Annotated in this window: 18 protein-coding genes and 2 pseudogenes; 9 read left to right on the top strand and 11 right to left on the bottom strand. The window is 68.6% G+C overall.

Going from position 1 to position 18,376, the window contains the following annotated elements:
- Nucleotides 1-9: 9 nt before the first annotated feature.
- Nucleotides 10-684, bottom strand: coding sequence for a GOLPH3/VPS74 family protein (locus tag BO226_RS00765; protein WP_033096774.1), 675 nt, complete (start codon nucleotides 682-684; stop codon nucleotides 10-12).
- A gap of 130 nt (nucleotides 685-814) precedes the next feature.
- Between BO226_RS00765 and BO226_RS00760 the strand changes: the two genes are divergently transcribed.
- Nucleotides 815-2,707 (top strand): propionyl-CoA synthetase, encoded by a 1,893-nt coding sequence (locus BO226_RS00760; protein WP_071934419.1) that lies wholly within the window; start codon nucleotides 815-817, stop codon nucleotides 2,705-2,707.
- 85 nt (nucleotides 2,708-2,792) lie between these two features.
- Here BO226_RS00760 and BO226_RS00755 read toward each other — a convergent pair whose 3' ends face one another.
- Genes BO226_RS00755 through BO226_RS00745 form a run of 3 tightly spaced genes read right to left on the bottom strand, consistent with a single transcriptional unit; the run spans nucleotide 2,793 to nucleotide 4,572 of the window.
- Nucleotides 2,793-3,035 carry a DUF3618 domain-containing protein gene (locus BO226_RS00755; protein WP_006551638.1) on the bottom strand — a complete coding sequence of 81 codons (243 nt, stop codon included), beginning with the start codon at nucleotides 3,033-3,035 and terminating at the stop codon, nucleotides 2,793-2,795.
- Nucleotides 3,032-3,454: a phage holin family protein gene (locus BO226_RS00750; RefSeq protein ID WP_006551639.1), complete on the bottom strand. Its 423-nt coding sequence runs from the start codon at nucleotides 3,452-3,454 to the stop codon at nucleotides 3,032-3,034. Before BO226_RS00750 ends, BO226_RS00755 begins: the two co-directional genes overlap by 4 nt.
- Nucleotides 3,451-4,572, bottom strand: a complete 1,122-nt coding sequence (locus BO226_RS00745; RefSeq protein WP_071934418.1) for a YihY/virulence factor BrkB family protein — start codon at nucleotides 4,570-4,572, stop codon at nucleotides 3,451-3,453. The genes BO226_RS00750 and BO226_RS00745 overlap by 4 nt, the downstream gene beginning before the upstream one ends.
- Before the next feature lie 212 nt (nucleotides 4,573-4,784).
- Between BO226_RS00745 and BO226_RS00740 the strand changes: the two are divergent.
- From BO226_RS00740 to BO226_RS00725, 4 genes and pseudogenes are all read left to right on the top strand, one after another.
- Nucleotides 4,785-5,178, top strand: a pseudogene (locus BO226_RS00740) (flavin reductase).
- A gap of 37 nt (nucleotides 5,179-5,215) precedes the next feature.
- The gene (locus BO226_RS00735) at nucleotides 5,216-5,992 is read left to right on the top strand and encodes a pyrimidine reductase family protein (protein ID WP_024103101.1); all 777 of its coding nucleotides are present in this window, start codon (nucleotides 5,216-5,218) and stop codon (nucleotides 5,990-5,992) included.
- Entirely contained in the window at nucleotides 5,982-6,473 is a 492-nt protein-coding gene (locus BO226_RS00730) for a CinA family protein (protein ID WP_071934417.1), read from the top strand. Before BO226_RS00735 ends, BO226_RS00730 begins: the two co-directional genes overlap by 11 nt.
- A 44-nt stretch (nucleotides 6,474-6,517) precedes the next feature.
- The gene (locus BO226_RS00725; protein WP_019289913.1) at nucleotides 6,518-7,030 is read left to right on the top strand and encodes a hypothetical protein; all 513 of its coding nucleotides are present in this window, start codon (nucleotides 6,518-6,520) and stop codon (nucleotides 7,028-7,030) included.
- Here BO226_RS00725 and BO226_RS00720 read toward each other — a convergent pair.
- Nucleotides 7,013-8,812 carry an acyl-CoA dehydrogenase gene (locus tag BO226_RS00720; protein WP_071934416.1) on the bottom strand — a complete coding sequence of 600 codons (1,800 nt, stop codon included), beginning with the start codon at nucleotides 8,810-8,812 and terminating at the stop codon, nucleotides 7,013-7,015. The genes BO226_RS00725 and BO226_RS00720 overlap by 18 nt on opposite strands.
- Before the next feature lie 153 nt (nucleotides 8,813-8,965).
- Between BO226_RS00720 and BO226_RS00715 the strand changes: the two genes are divergently transcribed.
- Nucleotides 8,966-9,598, top strand: coding sequence for a TetR/AcrR family transcriptional regulator (locus BO226_RS00715; protein ID WP_037217077.1), 633 nt, complete (start codon nucleotides 8,966-8,968; stop codon nucleotides 9,596-9,598).
- A gap of 70 nt (nucleotides 9,599-9,668) precedes the next feature.
- Here BO226_RS00715 and BO226_RS27845 read toward each other — a convergent pair whose 3' ends face one another.
- The 4 genes and pseudogenes from BO226_RS27845 to bla all read right to left on the bottom strand — a co-directional run bounded on the left by BO226_RS27845 (nucleotide 9,669) and on the right by bla (nucleotide 12,989).
- Nucleotides 9,669-10,034 (bottom strand): FKBP-type peptidyl-prolyl cis-trans isomerase, encoded by a 366-nt coding sequence (locus BO226_RS27845; RefSeq protein ID WP_039958015.1) that lies wholly within the window; start codon nucleotides 10,032-10,034, stop codon nucleotides 9,669-9,671.
- A 6-nt stretch (nucleotides 10,035-10,040) separates the two neighbouring features.
- Nucleotides 10,041-10,391: pseudogene (locus BO226_RS27840) on the bottom strand (FKBP-type peptidyl-prolyl cis-trans isomerase); the annotation flags it as partial.
- A gap of 50 nt (nucleotides 10,392-10,441) precedes the next feature.
- Nucleotides 10,442-11,740 (bottom strand): citrate synthase, encoded by a 1,299-nt coding sequence (locus BO226_RS00705; RefSeq protein WP_006551650.1) that lies wholly within the window; start codon nucleotides 11,738-11,740, stop codon nucleotides 10,442-10,444.
- A gap of 271 nt (nucleotides 11,741-12,011) precedes the next feature.
- On the bottom strand, nucleotides 12,012-12,989 hold the full coding sequence (gene bla / locus BO226_RS00700; protein ID WP_232238028.1) for a class A beta-lactamase: 978 nt from the start codon (nucleotides 12,987-12,989) through the stop codon (nucleotides 12,012-12,014).
- 146 nt (nucleotides 12,990-13,135) lie between these two features.
- On the opposite strand from bla, the gene BO226_RS00695 reads away from it, so the two are divergent.
- The gene (locus BO226_RS00695) at nucleotides 13,136-13,861 is read left to right on the top strand and encodes a LysR family transcriptional regulator (RefSeq protein WP_442977167.1); all 726 of its coding nucleotides are present in this window, start codon (nucleotides 13,136-13,138) and stop codon (nucleotides 13,859-13,861) included.
- Here the strand turns inward: BO226_RS00695 and BO226_RS00690 are convergent.
- Nucleotides 13,844-15,112: an MFS transporter gene (locus BO226_RS00690; RefSeq protein WP_006551656.1), complete on the bottom strand. Its 1,269-nt coding sequence runs from the start codon at nucleotides 15,110-15,112 to the stop codon at nucleotides 13,844-13,846. The genes BO226_RS00695 and BO226_RS00690 overlap by 18 nt on opposite strands.
- Nucleotides 15,109-15,795 (bottom strand): pyridoxamine 5'-phosphate oxidase, encoded by a 687-nt coding sequence (gene pdxH / locus BO226_RS00685; protein WP_198040643.1) that lies wholly within the window; start codon nucleotides 15,793-15,795, stop codon nucleotides 15,109-15,111. Before pdxH ends, BO226_RS00690 begins: the two co-directional genes overlap by 4 nt.
- 183 nt (nucleotides 15,796-15,978) lie before the next feature.
- On the opposite strand from pdxH, the gene BO226_RS00680 reads away from it, so the two are divergent.
- Together BO226_RS00680 and serC are read left to right on the top strand one after the other, a co-directional pair.
- Nucleotides 15,979-17,106 carry a citrate synthase 2 gene (locus BO226_RS00680; RefSeq protein WP_019289920.1) on the top strand — a complete coding sequence of 376 codons (1,128 nt, stop codon included), beginning with the start codon at nucleotides 15,979-15,981 and terminating at the stop codon, nucleotides 17,104-17,106.
- A 104-nt stretch (nucleotides 17,107-17,210) separates the two neighbouring features.
- Nucleotides 17,211-18,332, top strand: coding sequence for a phosphoserine transaminase (gene serC / locus BO226_RS00675; protein WP_006551659.1), 1,122 nt, complete (start codon nucleotides 17,211-17,213; stop codon nucleotides 18,330-18,332).
- The last annotated feature ends 44 nt before the right edge of the window (nucleotides 18,333-18,376 follow it).

Genomic DNA, 18,376 nt, shown 5'->3' with positions numbered 1-18,376 from the left:
CGATCCGGATCAGCTCGAACCCGCCACCGCCCCGCCGGCCGCGACGGCGGCCATCATGGCCGCGTTGACGGATGCGACGGCGTCGCGCACCGCCTCGGCCGCCCACTCGCCCTGCGCGATCTCCTTCGCTCGTTTCTTCACTGCCCGCTTGTCGGCGTCCGGGAACACCTTCGGCGCCGCATCCGCCGCCGACAGCAGCGCGATCAGCGCCGTGGTGCGCGGCTCCGGGGTCAGGCCGTCGATCAACGCCGCGCGGATCAGGTCGCGGACGCGCTGCTCGTGGGTGGAATCGATCGCGGGCCACTTCTTCGTCGGGAACACGCCGAGGATCCTCCCGCGCTCCTCCGAGACCCAGCCCTGCTCGACGACCCGCGCGAGAAGCTTCTCCTGCAGGTCCTTCTGCAGTTTCTCGATGGCCGACGTCGGCTTCAGCGGCCTGCCCGAGCCGAGACGCTCGACTGCCTCGGCAAGGATCGGATCGGCGGGTCGTGCCTCGGTGCGTATCGCGATGCGCCCCTTCTTCACCTGCTCCCCCTCGGTGTCGACCGCCACCACGTCGTCGAGGGCGAGTTCGAGGAGCACCGCACCCGCGAGAACGCGGGGCAGTTTCACCCCGTCGACGAGAGGCTTTCCCGATTCGTCGTCCAGAAGCAGGAGCAGCAGGTCTTCCGCGATCGAGGTCATGCGGCTCAGGGTAGGCACTTCGTCCGTTCGTCGCCTGGTCGTGTCCGTCCGACGCAGACCTGCAGCCACCCCCTTGCAGGTCACATAGAGTGGTTCGGGCCACAACCGCCGTCGAGGAAGGACACGAACGATGGGCTCGTACGAGGAGGCGTTCCGTCGGAGCACCGAGGATCCGGAGGGATTCTGGCTCGAGGCCGCCCGCGCGGTCGAGTGGGAGAGCGCGCCGACGCGAGCTCTCGACGACTCGGCGGCACCGTCGTACAAGTGGTTCCCGGACGGCACCCTGAACACCAGCGTCAACGCACTCGACCGGCACGTGGACGCCGGCAACGGCGACCGCCCGGCCCTGATCTGGGATTCGGCGATGGTTCCGGCCAAGCGCACCTACACCTACGCCGAACTGCTCGACGAGGTCGCGAAGTTCGCCGGTGTGCTGCGCGACCAGGGTGTCGCCGCCGGCGACCGCGTCATCGTCTACATGCCGATGATCCCCGAGGCCGCCATCGCGATGCTCGCCTGCGCCCGCATCGGGGCGGTGCACTCGGTGGTGTTCGGCGGGTTCGCCGCGAAGGAACTCGCGACCCGCATCGACGACGCCACGCCGGTCGTGCTCGTCACCGCCTCCGGTGGTCTCGAACCCGGCCGCACCGTCGAGTACCTGCCGATCGTCGAGCAGGCGATCGGCCTGTCGCCGACCCCGCCGCACACCGTGATCGTGAAGAACCGCGAGCAGATCCCCGGATCGGCGGCCGACTACCAGACGTCCTCGGCGGCGTGGTTCGACTGGGACGAGCTGTGCGCCGACGCGTCCCCTGCGGAGCCCGTGACGGTCGCGGCGACCGACCCGCTCTACATCCTCTACACCTCCGGCACGACCGGGAAGCCCAAGGGCGTGGTCCGCGACAACGGTGGGCACGCCGTGGCCCTGACGTGGTCGATGCGCAACATCTACGACATCGATCCGGGCGACGTGTGGTGGACCGCGTCCGATGTGGGCTGGGTGGTCGGCCACTCCTACATCGTCTACGGCCCGCTGCTGGTCGGAGCAACGACGGTGATGTACGAGGGAAAGCCCGTCGGCACCCCCGATGCGGGTGCGTTCTGGCGGATCATCGCCGAGAACGGCGTCAAGGCACTGTTCACCGCTCCCACGGCGATTCGCGCTGTGCGCAAGGCGGATCCGAACGCCGAGGAACTGAAGAAGTACCCCATCGACTCGCTGCAGACGCTCTTCGCCGCCGGTGAGCGCCTCGACCCCGACACCTACCACTGGACGACGAAGGTGCTCGACCGCCCGGTGGTCGACCACTGGTGGCAGACCGAGACGGGCTGGGCGATCGCGGCGAATCTGCGCGGGCTCGAGGCGATGCCGCTCAAGGCCGGCTCCCCCACCGTCCCCGTGCCGGGCTACCGGGTCGAGATCGTCGACGGAGAGGGCAAGCGCGTCGATCCGAACACCGAGGGCAACATCGTCATCCGCCTGCCGTTGCCGCCGGGCACACTGGCCGGCCTGTGGCAGGACGACGACCGGTACCGTCGGTCGTACCTCGACACCTTCCCCGGTTACTACCTCACCGGCGACTCGGGCTATGTCGACGAGGACGGCTACGTCTTCGTCCTCGGCCGGTCCGACGACGTGATCAACGTTGCCGGGCACCGGCTCTCGACCGGCAGCATGGAGGCCGTGGTGGCCTCGCATCCCGCTGTCGCCGAATGCGCCGTGGTGGGCATCCGCGACGAATTGAAGGGCCAGCGCCCCTCGGGTTACGTGGTGCTCAAGGCCGGTGTGGAGATCGAGCCCGAGACCCTGCGTCAGGAACTCGTCACGATGGTCCGCGACCAGATCGGTGCGGTCGCGACCTTCCGCGACGTGACCGTGGTCCAGGCCCTGCCGAAGACGCGCTCCGGCAAGATCCTCCGCAAGACCATGCGGCAGATTGCCGACCACGAGGAGTACACCGTGCCGTCGACGATCGAGGACCCGGCCGTGCTCGACGCGCTGAAGGAACAGCTCGGCGGCTGACGGCACGCCCCGCTGAGCCTGCACACAGCAGCGGACGGATACTCGGTGCAGAACACGAGTATCCGTCCGCTCGAGTACGCCTACGTCACTTCTTCCGTCTGCGCCTCACAAGCACCAGCACGAGCACGGCCGCGATGACCCCGCCGGCCACCGCGATCAGATCGGGCCGGTTGCGGACCTCCTGGGCCCGTTCGGCCGCGGACTGCTTGACCCGGGTGGGCACGTCGAGTCTGTCGGTGAGTTCGCCGACGGTCGCGGCGAGTTCGGCCCGTTGACGTTCGATGTCGGCCACCTCGTCCGGACGACCACCGTTGTCGGATGCGGTCACTTCGTTGCTCCCTTCGCGGCGTCGATGTCGGCGCGGACACTGGCGACCGTGCGTTCCGGCACGGGCGGTGCGGCGTTCTTCGCCTTCGAGGCACCGACCGCGGCGAGGATGCCACCGACCGCGAGCACCACGAGCGCGACGATGAGGGCCGCGAGCCACGGTTCGACGGCGGTGGCGAGGCCGAGTACGGCCGTCGCGATCAGGGTCGCCAGACCGAGGAACAACAGGATCGCTCCCGCACCCGAGATCCCCACGCCCACACCGATGCGGGTGCCTTTGGACTTGACTTCCTCGAGCGCGTGCGAGACCTCGGTCCGCACCAGGGTCGAGACCTGTTCGGTGAGCCGCTCGGTGAGTTCGACAGTGGACAGGTTCTTCGGTTGCTCGGCTACGGGGCGCGCATTGCCGGGTGTCGTCATCGCGGATTCCTTTCCGTCGTGGGCCCGGTAGGGCCCACGGGGTCGGCCGCCTCTCCGGAGGAGCCGTCGGCGCTGTGGGCTTCGCGCAGCTTCCGCCCGTGCTCGACGAGTTCCTCCAGCTTGGCGGCGTTCTTCTCGCTCGCGCGCGAATCACGTTCGGGCAGTTGCAATGTCCTCTCGGCAGGCATACCGGCCTGCAGCTGGCGGCCACGTTCCATCTCGGCGTCGAACTCGGCACCGAACAACAAGGCCAGATTGGTGATCCACAACCACAACAGGAAGATCACCGCACCGGCGAGTGAGCCGTAGGTCTTGTTGTAGCTGCCGAAATTCGAGACATAGAAGGCGAATGCCACCGAAGCCACGATCCACACGACGATCGCGATGAGCGATCCGAGGCTGACCCAGCGGAACTTCGGCTGGGACACGTTGGGCGTCGCGTAGTACAGCACCGCGACGATCATGACCACCAGCGCAAGCATCACGGGCCACTTGACGATGTTCCACACCGTCACGGCGGTGTCGCCGAGGCCGATGACGTCGCCGATCGTGCGTGCGACCGGGCCGCTGATCACAAGCATCAGGGCGGTCGTCCCGGCGGCCACCAGGGCCACAGCGGTGATCAGCAGCATCAGCGGACGCAGCTTCCAGACGGGCCGGCCCTCTTCGATCTCGTAGATCCGGTTCATGGCGCGGCCGAAGGCGCCGACATATCCCGAGGCCGACCACAGCGCGCCGAGAATACCGACGATCAGGGCGAATCCGGCTGTCGGTGCGGACACGAGCTGTTCGATCGGCCCTCGCAGGGTGTCGACGGCGGAGGACGGGCCGAGGTCCTCGACCATGCCGAGCACGGTGTCGACCGTCGTCTGTCCCTGGCCGAACACGCCGAGCAACGAGACCACGACGAGCAGCGCAGGGAACAGCGACAGGACGGCGTAGTACGTCAGTGCGGCTGCGAGATCGGTGCACTGGTCCCGACTGAACTCCCGAATCGTCCTGCGCAGCAGATATTTCCACGACGGCGTGGACAGATCGGTCGGTGAGTCGGGTTTGCGCGGGTCATCGGGGGCGAGGGTGGCACCCGACGATCCATCACCTCTGTGCTCGGCGTCCATACTGCGGCGGGTACCCCACCTCGCACACCGACCAAACTCACAGCCGCACCGCGGCCGAACCACAGCCGCATCGGTGTGACGGCCGTACGATTCCGCTCATGGCCGACACCCCACTCGAAGGATCCGCCGACGGTTTCGCGGACATCGCCTCGCAGCTCGACTACCCGATGTTCATCGTCACCGCATTCGACGGCGAGGAACGCAGCGGTTGCCTGATCGGTTTCGCGACCCAGTCCGCGATCGATCCGGCCCGCTTCCTGGTGGCGCTGTCGAACAAGAACCGGACCTACCGGGTGGCGTCGAAGGCGAAGCACCTCGCCGTGCACGTCCTGACCCCGGCAGACCGTGAACTGGCAGCGCTGTTCGGCGAGCACCGGCGACGACATCGACAAGTTCGACCGCTGCTCGTGGCACGAGGGACCCCACGCACTACCCGTGCTGGACGGCCCGCGCGCGTGGTTCGTCGGCCGGATCCTCGAGACCTTCACGACCGGCGACCACGGCGGTTTCCTCCTCGAACCCGAACGCGGTGAGCTCCGTGGCGACCTGGACCGCCTCATGACCTTCAGGTCCGTGGGTGATCTCGACGCCGGGCACGGCGCGTGACGTGCATCCGGCGGGCGGGAGTGGTCTGATCGGCGTCATGCGACGACTCGACGGCACCGATGCGACGCAGCACGTGGACGACACGGCGCTGCGCGCTCTCTACGCCTATCCCGACGACCTGTCCCGGCCGTGGATGCGGATCAACTTCGTGTCCTCCCTCGACGGAGCCGTGGCGGTGGAGGGACGATCGGGCGCCCTCGGCTCGCCCGCCGACAAGAAGGTCTTCGGGCTGCTGCGCGAACTCGCCGATGTGATCCTCGTGGGCGCAGGCACCGTGCGGGCCGAGAACTACGGCGGCGCGAGGACCAGCGAGGCCCTGCGCGTGCGCCGCGAGGAGGCCGGACTCGCTCCGATACCGCCGGTCGCGGTGGTGACCGCCTCGTGCGACCTGCCGCCCGACCTGCGTCTGTTCACCGACACGACGATCCCGCCCGTGGTCTTCACGACCGCACGGGCCCCCGAGACCGCCCGGCGCGCGGTGGAGGCCGCCGGAGGCGACGTCCGCGTCATCGCCGACGCAGTGATCGACGGCCCCTCCCTGCTCGCGGCGATCGGCGAGGCGGGATGGCTCCGGGTGCTGTGCGAGGGCGGACCGAATCTGTTCGGCCGCATGATCGAGGACGGCGTCGTCGACGAGCTGTGCCTGACCTGGGCTCCGGTCCTGGCCGCCGGCAGCGCCGCGCGTATCGCGCATTCGCCGACGGCCGCTCTGACACCCCTGCAACGTGCGCACCTGGTGTGCGACGACGACGGCACCCTGCTCACCCGCTGGGTGCGACCCGATGCGCTGGAAGGAGACACGCATGGCCGATGACGACGTGGTGGAGGGGACGGACACCTCCGACGAGTTGATCGAGCAGCTGGCACAGCTCGCCTCCGACAAGAAGCTGACGCTCGGCTGCTCGGAGTCGCTCACCGCGGGCACGCTCGCAGCCCGCCTGGGTGCCGCGAAGGGCAGCTCCGACTGGTTCCGCGGCGGCATCGTCGCGTACTCGCGCGAGGTCAAGTACGGCCTGCTCGAGGTTCCGGAGGGCCCCGTCGTGTCCGAGAGCGCGGCCCGCACGATGGCGGAGAGCACCTCCCGCCTCCTGGGCGCGGACATCGTCGTCGCCGTGAGCGGAGCCGGTGGGCCCGACCCGCAGGACGGCCGCCCGCCGGGCACGGTGTGCTTCGCGACGACCGGTCCGGACGGCACCCGCAGCGAGGAGCAGCGCTTCGACGGTGATCCCCAGGACGTGCTCGCGAGGACGGTGCGTCACGCCCTGTCGTTGCTCGTCGAGCGCGCATCCGCCTGAAAATCGGATGCCATCTTCTACCCGCGGGGCCTAACGTGACGAACATGCGCGTCGTCTTCACGAAGGGTCCCGGGATCGGGTACGAGATCGCGGTGCACCGCGACATCGGTCCGGAGCTCGCTCCGCGCAACGGCCCGGGCGGTCACCCCTATCTCCCCCACGACCTCGTGCACCTGCTGGTCGAGAACGAGGCGGGTATCGAACTCGGTGTCTTCGGGCAGTTGGCCGCGGGCGACAACGGCATGTTCTGGCCCGTCGACAACGCGGAGCGGACCAGAGCGGGTCGGCGTCGGCGCTCGAAGAAGCATGCGATGCCGCCGCGCGCGGAGGCCGACATGATCAGGTCGGAGACACTGGCGCGCATCGCCGTTCCCGTCTGGGAGGCGCGACGCGGCCTGGCGTCGGGCCTTCCGGCATATGTGTCCGCGCACGATGTCACCCCGGTGGTCGACCGGATCGTCGACACCTTCGACGACTACGCCGACCGGTGGCATGCGCTACCGGTCGGCGGGTCGGTGACGGTCACCTGGAAGGTGTCGTTACAGAACCGACGGTGACACGTCGAGGGTCGTGCGGTCGAGGCTTGCGAGCAGATCGAACTGCGGACCGGTCCTGGGCAGTTCGAAACGGAAGAAATACCGTGCGGCGGCGCGCTTCCCGTCGAAGAAGTCGCCCTCGCGGTCGCCCACCGCGAGAAGCTGCTCGAGCCACATCCACGCCACCACCACGTGCCCGACGGCTTCGAGGTAGACCGACGAGTTGGCCAGGGCCACAGCGGGATCGCCGGTGGACCACAGCGTCGCGGTCGTCTCCGCGACGCGCGCCACGGCCGCGCCCAACTGCTGGGCGTAGGCGGCGGCGTCGCCCCCGGCCTGCGTCGCCCGCGCGATCGTCTCGCCCACCGCTTCGCCGAGCAGCGCGAGAGCGGCACCGCCCTGCATGATCACCTTGCGGCCGAGTAGGTCGAGGCCCTGGATGCCGTGCGTGCCTTCGTGAATGGGGTTGAGTCGGTTGTCGCGATAGAACTGCTCGACGTCGAACTCGCGGGTGTAGCCGTAGCCGCCGAGCACCTGGATCGCGAGGCTGTTGGCTTCGAGGCACCACTGCGACGGCCAGGACTTCGCGATGGGCGTGAGCAGGTCCAGCAGCAGACCGGCGCGGGTGCGCTCGTCGTCGCTCTCGGCGGTGCGCTGCACGTCGACGAGCTTCGAGCAGTACAACCCCAGCGCGAGAGCGCCTTCGACATAGGACTTCTGCGCCAACAACATTCGTCGCACATCGGCGTGTTCGACGAGCGGCACCTGCGGCGAGGCCGGATCCTTGGCGCCGAGCGGCCGGCCCTGCGTGCGGGTACGGGCGTAGTCGAGCGACTGCAGGTACCCGGCGTAGCCGAGGGAGGTGGCGAGGAAGCCGACGCCGATCCGGGCCTCGTTCATCATGTGGAACATGTACGACAGGCCCTTGTGCGGCTCACCGAGCAGGTAGCCGACCGCACCGGCCTCGCCGCCGGGGGTGTGGACGCCCTCGCCGAAGTTGAGCAGGGTGTTGGTGGTGCCGCGGTTGCCCATCTTGTGGTTGAGGCCGACGAGCGCGACGTCGTTGCGTTCGCCGAGCGTGCCGTCGGCCTCGACGAGGAATTTCGGGACGATGAACAGCGAGATGCCCTTCACCCCGTCCGGCCCGCCGGGGATCTTGGCGAGGACGAGGTGGACGATGTTCTCGGTGAGTTCGTGGTCGCCGCCGGAGATCCACATCTTGGTGCCGGTCAGCCGGTAGGTGCCGTCGGCGGCGGGCACGGCCCTGGTGGTGATGTCGGCGAGCGACGAACCGGCCTGCGGTTCGGACAGGCACATGGTGCCGAAGAAGCGGCCCTCGAGCATCGGCGGCACGAACGTCTCGATCTGCTCGTCGCTGCCGTGGGTGACCAGCAGGTTCGCGTTGGCTGCGGTGAGGAAGGGATACGCCGAGGTGCCGGCGTTCGCGGCCTGGAACCACGCCATCGAGGCACGTTGCACGGCGACCGGCAGTTGCATGCCGCCGTGCTCCTCGTCGAACCCGCCGGCGAGTAGTCCCGCCTTGCAGAACAGATCGAGCGCGTCCTTGACCTCGGGGATGATCTCGACGCGACCGTCCTCGCCGATGCGAGGCTCCTGAGCGTCGCCCTTCTTGTTGTGGGTAGCGAAGTGCTTGGTGGCGATGTCGGCGCTCAGGTCGAGTACGGCGTCGAAGGTCTCCCGTGAATGCTCGGCGAAGCGGTCGCGAGCGGTGAGGGACTCGATGTCGAGCCAGTCGTACAGGAGGAAGTCCAGGTCGCGGCGGGACAGGACTGGAGAAGGCATCGAGGATCCTTTCGGGCGACTCGGATATCGGCCGTAGCAGGAGCGAACTCAGCAGGAACGAACTCAGCAGAACGAACTAAGCGCTCACTCAGTAGACCAACGACGGTGCATGATGTCAACGACGCCTTCTCCGCGACCCGCAGGACGGACCCCGTGACCGACACACCCGAGCAGACCCCCGACGCCTCTCTTGTCGCAGCGCTCCCGAGCGGTGGATCCGAGGTCGCGCGCCGGCTGGTCGCCTCCGCGGTGGAGTCCTTCGCACGCCGCGGCTACCACGCGACCACCACCCGAGACATCTCCGTCGGCGCAGGATTGAGCCCCGCAGCGCTCTATGTGCACTTCCCGTCCAAGGAGGCCGTGCTCTTCGAGGCCGGCCGCAACGGGCACCTCCACGTCCTCGAGGAGGTCGAGAGCGCCGCCACGAGTTCCACCGACCCGATCGAGCGGATCCGCGCCATCGTCGACCGTTTCGTGCGGATCCACGCCGTGCACCACACCACCTGCCGGGTCGCGCAGTACGAACTGCATGCGCTGTCGGAGGAGCACTACCGCGAGATCGCGGAGATCCGCAGGCGCACCGACGCGGTGGTCCGTGAGGTCATCTCCTCGGGGGTCGACATCGGCGCGTTCCGGGTCGGCGACGTGCCCACCGCAGCACTGGCGATCCTGTCGCTGGGGATCGACGTCGCCCGCTGGTACCGGCCCGGCCGCGTGGACGTCGACGATCTGGCCCGCAACTACGTCGGCCTCGCATTGTCGATGCTCGGGGCGCCCCGGAACTGAACGAAGACGAGGCCCGCAACCCCGGTGGTCTCACCGGTGTTGCGGGCCTCGGATGTCGTTGCGGGTCCGGCTATCCGACGCCGAGCAGATCGATTACGAAGACCAGCGTCTTGCCTCCGAGCGGATGCCCGGAACCGGCCGGTCCGTACGCGAGCTGCGGGGGCACCGTGAGCTTGCGGCGTCCACCGACGCGCATGCCCGGAATACCTTCCTGCCAGCCCGGGATCAGTCGTCCGAGCGGGAAGCGGACGGAGTCGCCGCGAGCGAACGACGAGTCGAACACATCGTTGGTGTCGTACTCCACGCCGTGGTAGTGCACGTCGACCACGCCGCCGGGCTGCGCTTCGTCGCCGTCACCGATGGTGATGTCCTCGATGACGAGATCGGCGGGCGCCGGGCCGGTCGCCGGCTCGACCGTCGGAACCTCCGGCGGCACCTGCACGGCGAGCAGGTCGATGATGAACACGAGCGTCTTGCCCGACAGGCGGTGGCCCGACCCGGCGGGACCGTAGGCGAGCTCCGGCGGGATGGTCAGCTGGCGACGGCCGCCGACCTTCATGCCCGGGATGCCCTCCTGCCAGCCGGCGATCAGACCGGACAGCGGGAAGGTGATGGACTCACCACGGCTCCACGACGAGTCGAACTCTTCACCGGTATCGAACTCGACCCCGACGTAGTGGACTTCGACCTTCGATCCGGGCTCCGCTTCGGCACCTTCGCCGACCACCAGGTCCTTGATGACCAACTGGGTGGGGGCGGGACCCTCCTGGAACTCGATTTCAGGCTTTGTCATGCGTGTCTCCTCGTCGGGATTCGGTCGATCTTTCCGGTCGCTCCGAGGGTTCAGCGCTCCTCGAGGGACGTGTACGGGCGCTCGGTGTAACCGGTGTAGATCTGACGCGGACGGCCGATCTTCAGGGTCGGGTCCGAGTGCATCTCACGCCAGTGCGCGATCCAGCCGGGCAGGCGACCCAGGGCGAACAGCACGGTGAACATGCGGTCCGGGAAGCCCATCGCACGGTAGATCAGGCCCGTGTAGAAGTCGACGTTCGGGTACAGCTTGCGCTCGATGAAGTAGTCGTCCGTGAGGGCGGCCTCTTCGAGCTTCATGGCGATCTCGAGCAGTTCGTCGCCCGCACCGAGCTTCTTGAGGATGCGGTCGGCGGTCTTCTTGACGATCGCGGCCCGCGGGTCGTAGTTGCGGTAGACGCGGTGCCCGAAGCCCATGAGCTTCACGCCGTCTTCCTTGTTCTTGACCTTGCGGACGAAGTCCTTGACGTCGCCGTCGGACTTGTGGATGCCGTCGAGCATCTCGAGCACGGCCTGGTTGGCGCCGCCGTGCAGCGGGCCCCACAGTGCGTTGATGCCGCCCGAGATGGACGTGAAGAGATTCGCGTCCGAGGAACCGACGAGGCGCACCGTCGACGTCGAGCAGTTCTGCTCGTGATCGGCGTGCAGGATGAGCAGCATGTCGAGCGCCTGAGCGATCTCGGGATCGATCTCGTAGGGCTCGGCTGGGAAGCCGAAGGTCATGCGCAGGAAGTTCTCGACCAGCGACAGCGAGTTGTCGGGGTAGAGGAAGGGCTGACCGACCGACTTCTTGTAGGCGTAGGCCGCGATGGTCGGCAGCTTGGCGAGCAGACGGATCGTCGACAGCTCGACCTGCTCGGAGTCGTCCGGATCGAGGGAGTCGGGGTAGTACGCCGACAGGGCGTTGACCGCGCTCGACACGACGGGCATCGGGTGCGCGTTGCGCGGGAAGCCGTCGAAGAACCGCTTGAGATCCTCGTGCAGGAGGGTGTGGCGGCGGATCTTGTCGGTGAAGACCTCGAGCTGCTCCGCAGTCGGCAGCTCACCGTAGATCAGCAGGTAGCTGACCTCGATGAACGTCGACTTCTCGGCGAGCTGCTCGATCGGGTATCCGCGGTACCGCAGAATGCCCTTCTCGCCGTCGATGTACGTGATCGCCGACTTCGTGGAGGCGGTGTTGACGAAACCCGGGTCGAGGGTGGTGTACCCGGTCGCCGCGAGGAGCTTGCCCAGCTCGATACCGTCATTGCCTTCCGTCGCCTTGGCGATCGACATCGTGTGTTCGCCACCGGGGTAGCTGAGGGTGGGGTTGGTGTCATTCTCAGCGGGCACGAAGGATCCCTCTCAAGCTCAGACCTACGAGAAACTTCCGGACATTCACGTAGAACCTAGCCGTAGCGCGGGGTATGCGCTGCGGCAGGGTCCGCCGAAAGTCCCCGATCGGTATGTCGTCCATGTGGGTTCCGAACGCTCGCCCGCACCCTCCGCGACTGCGCCGCAAGGCCGGCACACGCCGATAACCTGCGGCAATACTACCCGGGTCTCACCAAGGTCGTTACGCGGGGATCTGCGCGTATCCGGCGCCCCACGCCGGTCACTGTACTCACGGCACGGCGAAGAGTGCGTCGACCAGCACGGCGGTGGTCTCCGCGACGGGCGCGCCCTCGAGGGGTGCGTCGGGGTCGCCGGTGGTCGAGTCCGACAGGATCGCCAGCAGCAGCGGTTGCCCGTCCGGCGACCACACCACCCCGGCGTCGTTCACCGTCCCGTGATTGCCCCCGCCCGTCTTGTCCGCCGACGTCCATCCCGGCGGCAATCCCCCGCGGATCCGAGTGTCCGAGGTGGTGGTGGCGCGCATCCAGCCGAGCAGTGTCCGCTGTTGCGGCGCGGGCAACCCCGAGCCGAGGAGCACCTCCCGGAAGCCGCGAGCGAGTCCGGCAGCGGTGGTGGTGTCGCGCTCGTCGCCCCGTGCCGCCTCGTTGAGTTCGGGTTCCCAGCGGTCGAGCCGGGTGGTCTCGTCCCCGACGGAACGGGCGAAGGCGGTGACGGCCCCGGGTCCGCCGATCCGTTGGAGCATCAGGTTTCCGGCAGTGTTGTCGCTGCGGGTGAGCGCGGCCTCGCACAGCCGGTCGATCGGCAGTACGCGCCCCTGATGTTCCGAGGTCACCGGCGAATTGACGACGATGTCCTCCGGGTCGATCGGGAGGGTCTCGTCGAGACGGAGGGATCCTTCCGCCTCGAGTCGCAGGATCGCGGCGGCGGCGTAAACCTTGAACGGAGAACAGATCGCGAACCGTTCGTCGGCCCGATAGGTGTGGACGCGCCCGGTCACCGGCGACTGCGCGACCACACCGAGCCGCACGGCGTAGCGGTCCTCGATCTCCCGGAGACGCTCGTCGACACCGGCGGCGAGCAGATGTGTGCCGGGTACCGAATCGGCCGTCGTCGACGGCCCCCTGGCGACCGGACCCTCCGGCGACCCGCAGGCCGCCGCGGCGGCGACGGAGGACAGGGCGAGGGTGGAGTGGAGAAAACCCCTGCGCGACAATCTTTTCCGGAGAAGTGAATCGGTGGAAGTCATGCCGACAGGACACCACCGACGGGAGTCGCCCCGCCAATACCCACCCGCCGTCCGCACGAGTCGGAAGAACTATCGCCGCTGTTGGAGGCGGGGACGACGGACGGGATCCGGCCGCGCGACACGCCGGGTCGGTGAATCGTCCGCCCGTGCTGATCGAATCCCCTGCCATGGACCTGATCCGCCACCTCCGGTTCTTCGTCACCGTCGCGGAGGAAGGACACTTCGGCCGGGCCGCGGCGGTGCTCGACATGACGCAACCTCCTCTGTCACAAGGACTTCGGAAACTCGAACAGCATCTCGGTTCCGAACTCGTGCATCGCACCAGGCAGGGAGCGGTCCTCACGCCCGCCGGAGCGGAGCTGCTCCCCCGCGCTCGTCTCCTCGTCGACGACGCCGATCGTTTCCTCGCCGAGGCCGGGCGCGTCGCCCGCGCCCGGGGTCTTCTGCACTGGGGTGCCACCCGCGTACTACCCGATCGCCTGGTCACCCTGTGCGTCACCGTTCTGAGCAGACGCGGTGAGGCGACGGTGGCGACGCGTTCCGCGAGCACGGTCGAACTCGTCGACGCCGTCCGCTCGGGCATGTGCGATCTCGCCGTCGTCGAGCATCCGGCTCTGACCGAAGGACTCGAGGCCGGCCCGGTGGTCAAACTCCGGCGATGGCTGATCGTGCCGGCCGACCACCGCAGCGCCCGCCGGTATCCACTTCGGGATGTCGACCTCACCGCCCGGCTCGGTGCCCGGCGTGGCCTGGCTGATCCCGTACTGCCGGTCGTCGATGCAGCGATCGGTGAGGCCGCGCGCATCGCCGTCACGGAGTTGCGTGCTCCCTTGCCGTGCGACTCCGCAGGCGCGTCATCCGAGAGTGCGTGAGACCCGGTAGCGCACGAAGGCCGGGAAGGCGACGACGCACACGAGCGTGCCGACGATGACGAGGACGCCGCCACCGGCAGCCGCGACGGCCGTGCCTGCGGCCGCTGCGGCGGCGCCGTGGAGCACGTCGCCGATGCGCGGTCCGCCCGCGACGACGACGATGAACACGCCCTGCAAGCGGCCACGCATCTCGTCGGTGGCGACGGTCTGCAGCATCGTCGAGCGGAAGGCCGCGGACACCATGTCGACCGCCCCGCCGAACGCCAGGAAGAACAGGGCGACCCACAGCAGCAGACCGCTGCCGTCGGGCTCGGCCCACCACACCGCGACACCGAAGCCGACCATCGCCACGCCCCACAGGACGATGCACACGATCACGGCGAGACCCTGGCGCTGCACCCGCGGCAGCCATCCGGAGAAGACGCCGCCGATCACCGCGCCGACCGACATGGCCGCGAACAGCAGACCGAGGGCGAAGCCGCCCTGCGCCGGATCGCCGAACGACTCGTGGGCGATCTGCGGGAACAGGGCGCGCGGCATCCCGAACACCATGGCGACGATGTCGACGACGAACGACGCCAGCAGGATCTTCTGGCCCGACAGGTACCGGAAACCGTCGAAGACCGCGCGCAATCCGGCCTTGGTGACCTCACCGAGCGGCGGGATCGCCGGTAGTCGGACCACCGCCCACAGCGTGGCGAGCAGGAAGATCGCGTCCAGCAGGTAGAGGGTGGACAGACCCACGACGGGAATGAGAGCGCCGGCGAACAACGGACCGGCGATCGCCCCGAACTGCACGACCGTCATGTTCAGCGAGGTGGCCGCCGCGATCTGGCCGACCGGCAGCAACCGCGGGATCACCGCCGCCCGGGTGGGCTGGTTGACGGCGAAGAACGCCTGCTGCACCGAGAAGAGACAGAGCAGCACCCACACGTTGTTCAGACCGATCGCAGCCTGCGCCCATAACAACAGCGACGTGACACCGAGACCGGTGGAAGTAACGATGAGCAATTTCCGGCGGTCCATCGCATCGGCGAGCGCTCCACCCCACAGGCCGAACACCACGAGCGGCACGAGCCCGAACACGCCGGTCAACCCCACATAAGCGGAGTTCCGGGTGATCTCGTAGATCTGCTGGGGTACGGCGACGACCGCCATCTGCGCACCGATGACGGTGACGATCCCGGCCCACCACAGCCGGGCGTAGTCCTTGTTGCGCAGCGGTGTGGTGTCGGCGAGCAGGCGCCTCACGGTTGCAGACGCTCGGTGATCCAGCGACCGTCCACCAGGCGGGTCCGGATCCGGTTGTGCAACCGGTTGGGCCGGCCCTGCCAGAACTCGACGGACTCGGGCACGATGCGGAATCCACCCCAGAACGGCGGCACCGGGATGTCGTCGTCGACCTCGTAGCGCTCGGCGGCCTCGACGAGGGCGTGCTCGAGATCGGCGCGTTCGGCCACGGGACGCGACTGCTGCGACGCCCATGCGCCCAGGCGAGATCCGCGCGGCCGCGTCTGCCAGTACGCGAGGGTCTCCTCGTCTGGCACGCGCACGACCGGTCCGCGGACGGTCACCTGCCGGTAGACCGGCAGCCAGAGGAAGGTCGCCGACGCGTAGGGGTGCCCGGCCAGATGGCGGCCCTTGTCGGACTCGAAGTTGGTGAAGAAGGTCAGGCCGTCGGCGGCGATCTTCTTGCACAGCACGGTGCGGGTCGCCGGGTGGCCGCGCTCGTCGACGGTCGCGAGCACCATCGCGTTCGGCTCGGGCACCGCGGTGGCGACCGCGTTCGCAAACCACGTACGCACCAGCGGAAGCCAGCCCTCGGCGACATCGCCGGGGGTGAGATCGCGGTCGGCCGAGGACTCGTCGGTCGGCCCGGACGGGCTGTAGTCGACACGCATACGCGCGAGGTCGTCACCCTCGGGGCGCGGCAACGGGAAATCGGACGGCACGAACGACGACGGTACTCCCGGCATCCGGGCAGCGACGCTCGGACCACGGGCGCTACAGTTCTCCGACGACCCGAGTGGGGCGCCGATCACACCTGACGGTGACCTCATTCCACCGGCAGCGCGGCTCGGACCGGGCCGTGCTCGAACGAGGAGAGCCCAACCGTCATGGCAGCGCGCGCGTCAGTTCCCGAGGATTTCGTCGCAGGACTCGAAGGCGTGGTCGCCTTCACGAGCGACATCGCCGAGCCCGACAAGGACGGTGGCGCACTGCGCTATCGCGGCGTCGACATCGAAGAGCTCGTCGAGAAGGGAGTGACCTTCGGCGACGTGTGGGCCCTGCTCGTCGACGGCGAGTTCGGTCGCGGCCTGTACCCGGCCGAGCCGTTCCCCCTGCCGATCCACACCGGCGACGTGCGTGTCGACGTCCAGGCCGGTCTGGCGATGCTCGCACCCATCTGGGGCTTCCGTCCGCTGCTCGACATCGACGACGCCACGGCCCGCGACAATCTCGCCCGCGCCGCGGTGATGGCCCTGTCCTATGTGGCGCAGTCCGCCCGCGGCATCTACCAGCCCGCCGTGCCGCAGCAGCGCATCGACGAGGCGAGCACCGTCACCGAGCGCTTCATGGTGCGGTGGAAGGGCGACCCGGATCCCAAGCACGTCGAGGCGATCGACGCCTACTGGGTCTCGGCGGCCGAGCACGGCATGAACGCCTCGACGTTCACTGCCCGGGTCATCGCCTCGACCGGCGCGGACGCGGCCGCCTCGCTTTCCGGCGCGGTCGGCGCGATGTCCGGCCCGCTGCACGGCGGTGCGCCGGCCCGCGTGCTGCCGATGATCGAGGAGACCGAACGCACCGGAGATCCGCGCGGTCTGGTCAAGGGCATCCTCGACCGCAAGGAGAAGCTCATGGGCTTCGGTCACCGCGTCTACCGCGCCGAGGACCCCCGCGCCCGGGTGCTGCGCAGCACCGCCCAGCGGCTCGACGCTCCTCGCTTCGAGGCGGCGGCCGCGCTCGAGCAGGCCGCCCTCACCGAGCTGCGCGAGCGTCGTCCCGACCGGGCGATCGAGACCAACGTCGAGTTCTGGGCTGCGGTGATCCTCGATTTCGCCGAGGTCCCCGCCGCGATGATGCCCGCGATGTTCACCTGCGGACGGACCGCCGGCTGGTGCGCCCACATCCTCGAGCAGAAGCGTCTGGGCAAGCTCGTGCGTCCCGCGGCGATCTACACCGGCCCCGATCCGCGCCCTGCCTCCGAGGTCACGGGCTGGGATTCGATCACGCATCGCTGATGCCTCTTCCTCGGCCGGGCCGACCAGCGCCCGGCGGAGGCTCCGAGGGGGCGGTCTAGACTGCCTGTGCACCATGTCCCTCGACTCTTAGGACACGCATTCCGATGGCAGACGCGTCACCGATCATTCCCGCCGACCTCAAGCCCGCAGACGGCCGCTTCGGCTGCGGCCCGTCCAAGGTTCGTCCCGAGCAGCTGCAATCGCTGGTCGATGTCGGCGCTTCGGTGTTCGGCACCAGCCACCGGCAGAAGCCGGTCAAGGACGTCGTCGCCCGTGTCCGCTCGGGTCTGCGCGACCTGTTCTCCCTGCCCGAGGGCTACGAGGTCGTCCTCGGCAACGGCGGCACCACCGCCTTCTGGGACGCTGCGGCCTTCGGTCTGATCCGGGAGCGCTCGCAGCACTTCACCTACGGCGAGTTCTCGTCGAAGTTCGCGACGGTCGCGAAGAAGAACCCGTTCATCGGCGATCCGATCGTCGTGGGTTCGGAGCCGGGCTCGGCTCCGGAGATCGTCGCCGACGCGTCGGCCGACCTCATCGGCTGGGCGCACAACGAGACCTCCACGGGTGTCGCGGTTCCGGTGCAGCGTCCCGCCGGTTCCGACAACACCCTGATCGCGATCGACGCGACCTCGGGTGCCGGCGGCCTGCCGGTGAACATCTCCGACACCGACGTGTACTACTTCGCCCCGCAGAAGTGCTTCGCCGCCGACGGTGGCCTGTGGATCGCGCTGATGAGCCCGGCCGCGCTCGAGCGTGTCGCCGAGATCAAGGAATCGGGTCGCTTCACCCCCGAGTTCCTGTCGCTGCCGATCGCCGTCGACAACAGCAGCAAGGACCAGACCTACAACACCCCGGCACTGGCCACCCTGCTGATGTTCGCCAACCAGATCGAGTGGCTCAACGGCAACGGCGGTCTCGACTGGGCCGTGGCGCGCACGAAGGATTCGTCCTCGCGCCTGTACGAGTGGGCCGAGGCCTCCGAGTACGCGACGCCGTTCGTCGCCGATCCGTCGCTGCGTTCGCAGGTCGTCGGCACCGTCGACTTCGCCGACTCCGTCGACGCGGCGAAAGTCGCGAAGATCCTGCGGGCCAACGGCATCGTCGACACCGAGCCGTACCGCAAGCTCGGCCGCAACCAGCTGCGCATCGGTATGTTCCCGGCCATCGATCCCGAGGACGTCACGCAGCTGACCAAGTGCATCGACTGGGTCGTCTCCCAGCTCTGAGTACGCCGCACAGCGGGGCCGGGTCCGATGTCGGATCCGGCCCC

The sequence above is a fragment of the Rhodococcus sp. 2G genome (genome assembly GCF_001886355.1).
GTDB lineage: Bacteria > Actinomycetota > Actinomycetes > Mycobacteriales > Mycobacteriaceae > Rhodococcus > Rhodococcus pyridinivorans.
Note: the sequence above shows the minus strand (reverse complement) of the source record. Positions and strands in the feature narration are given on the sequence as shown.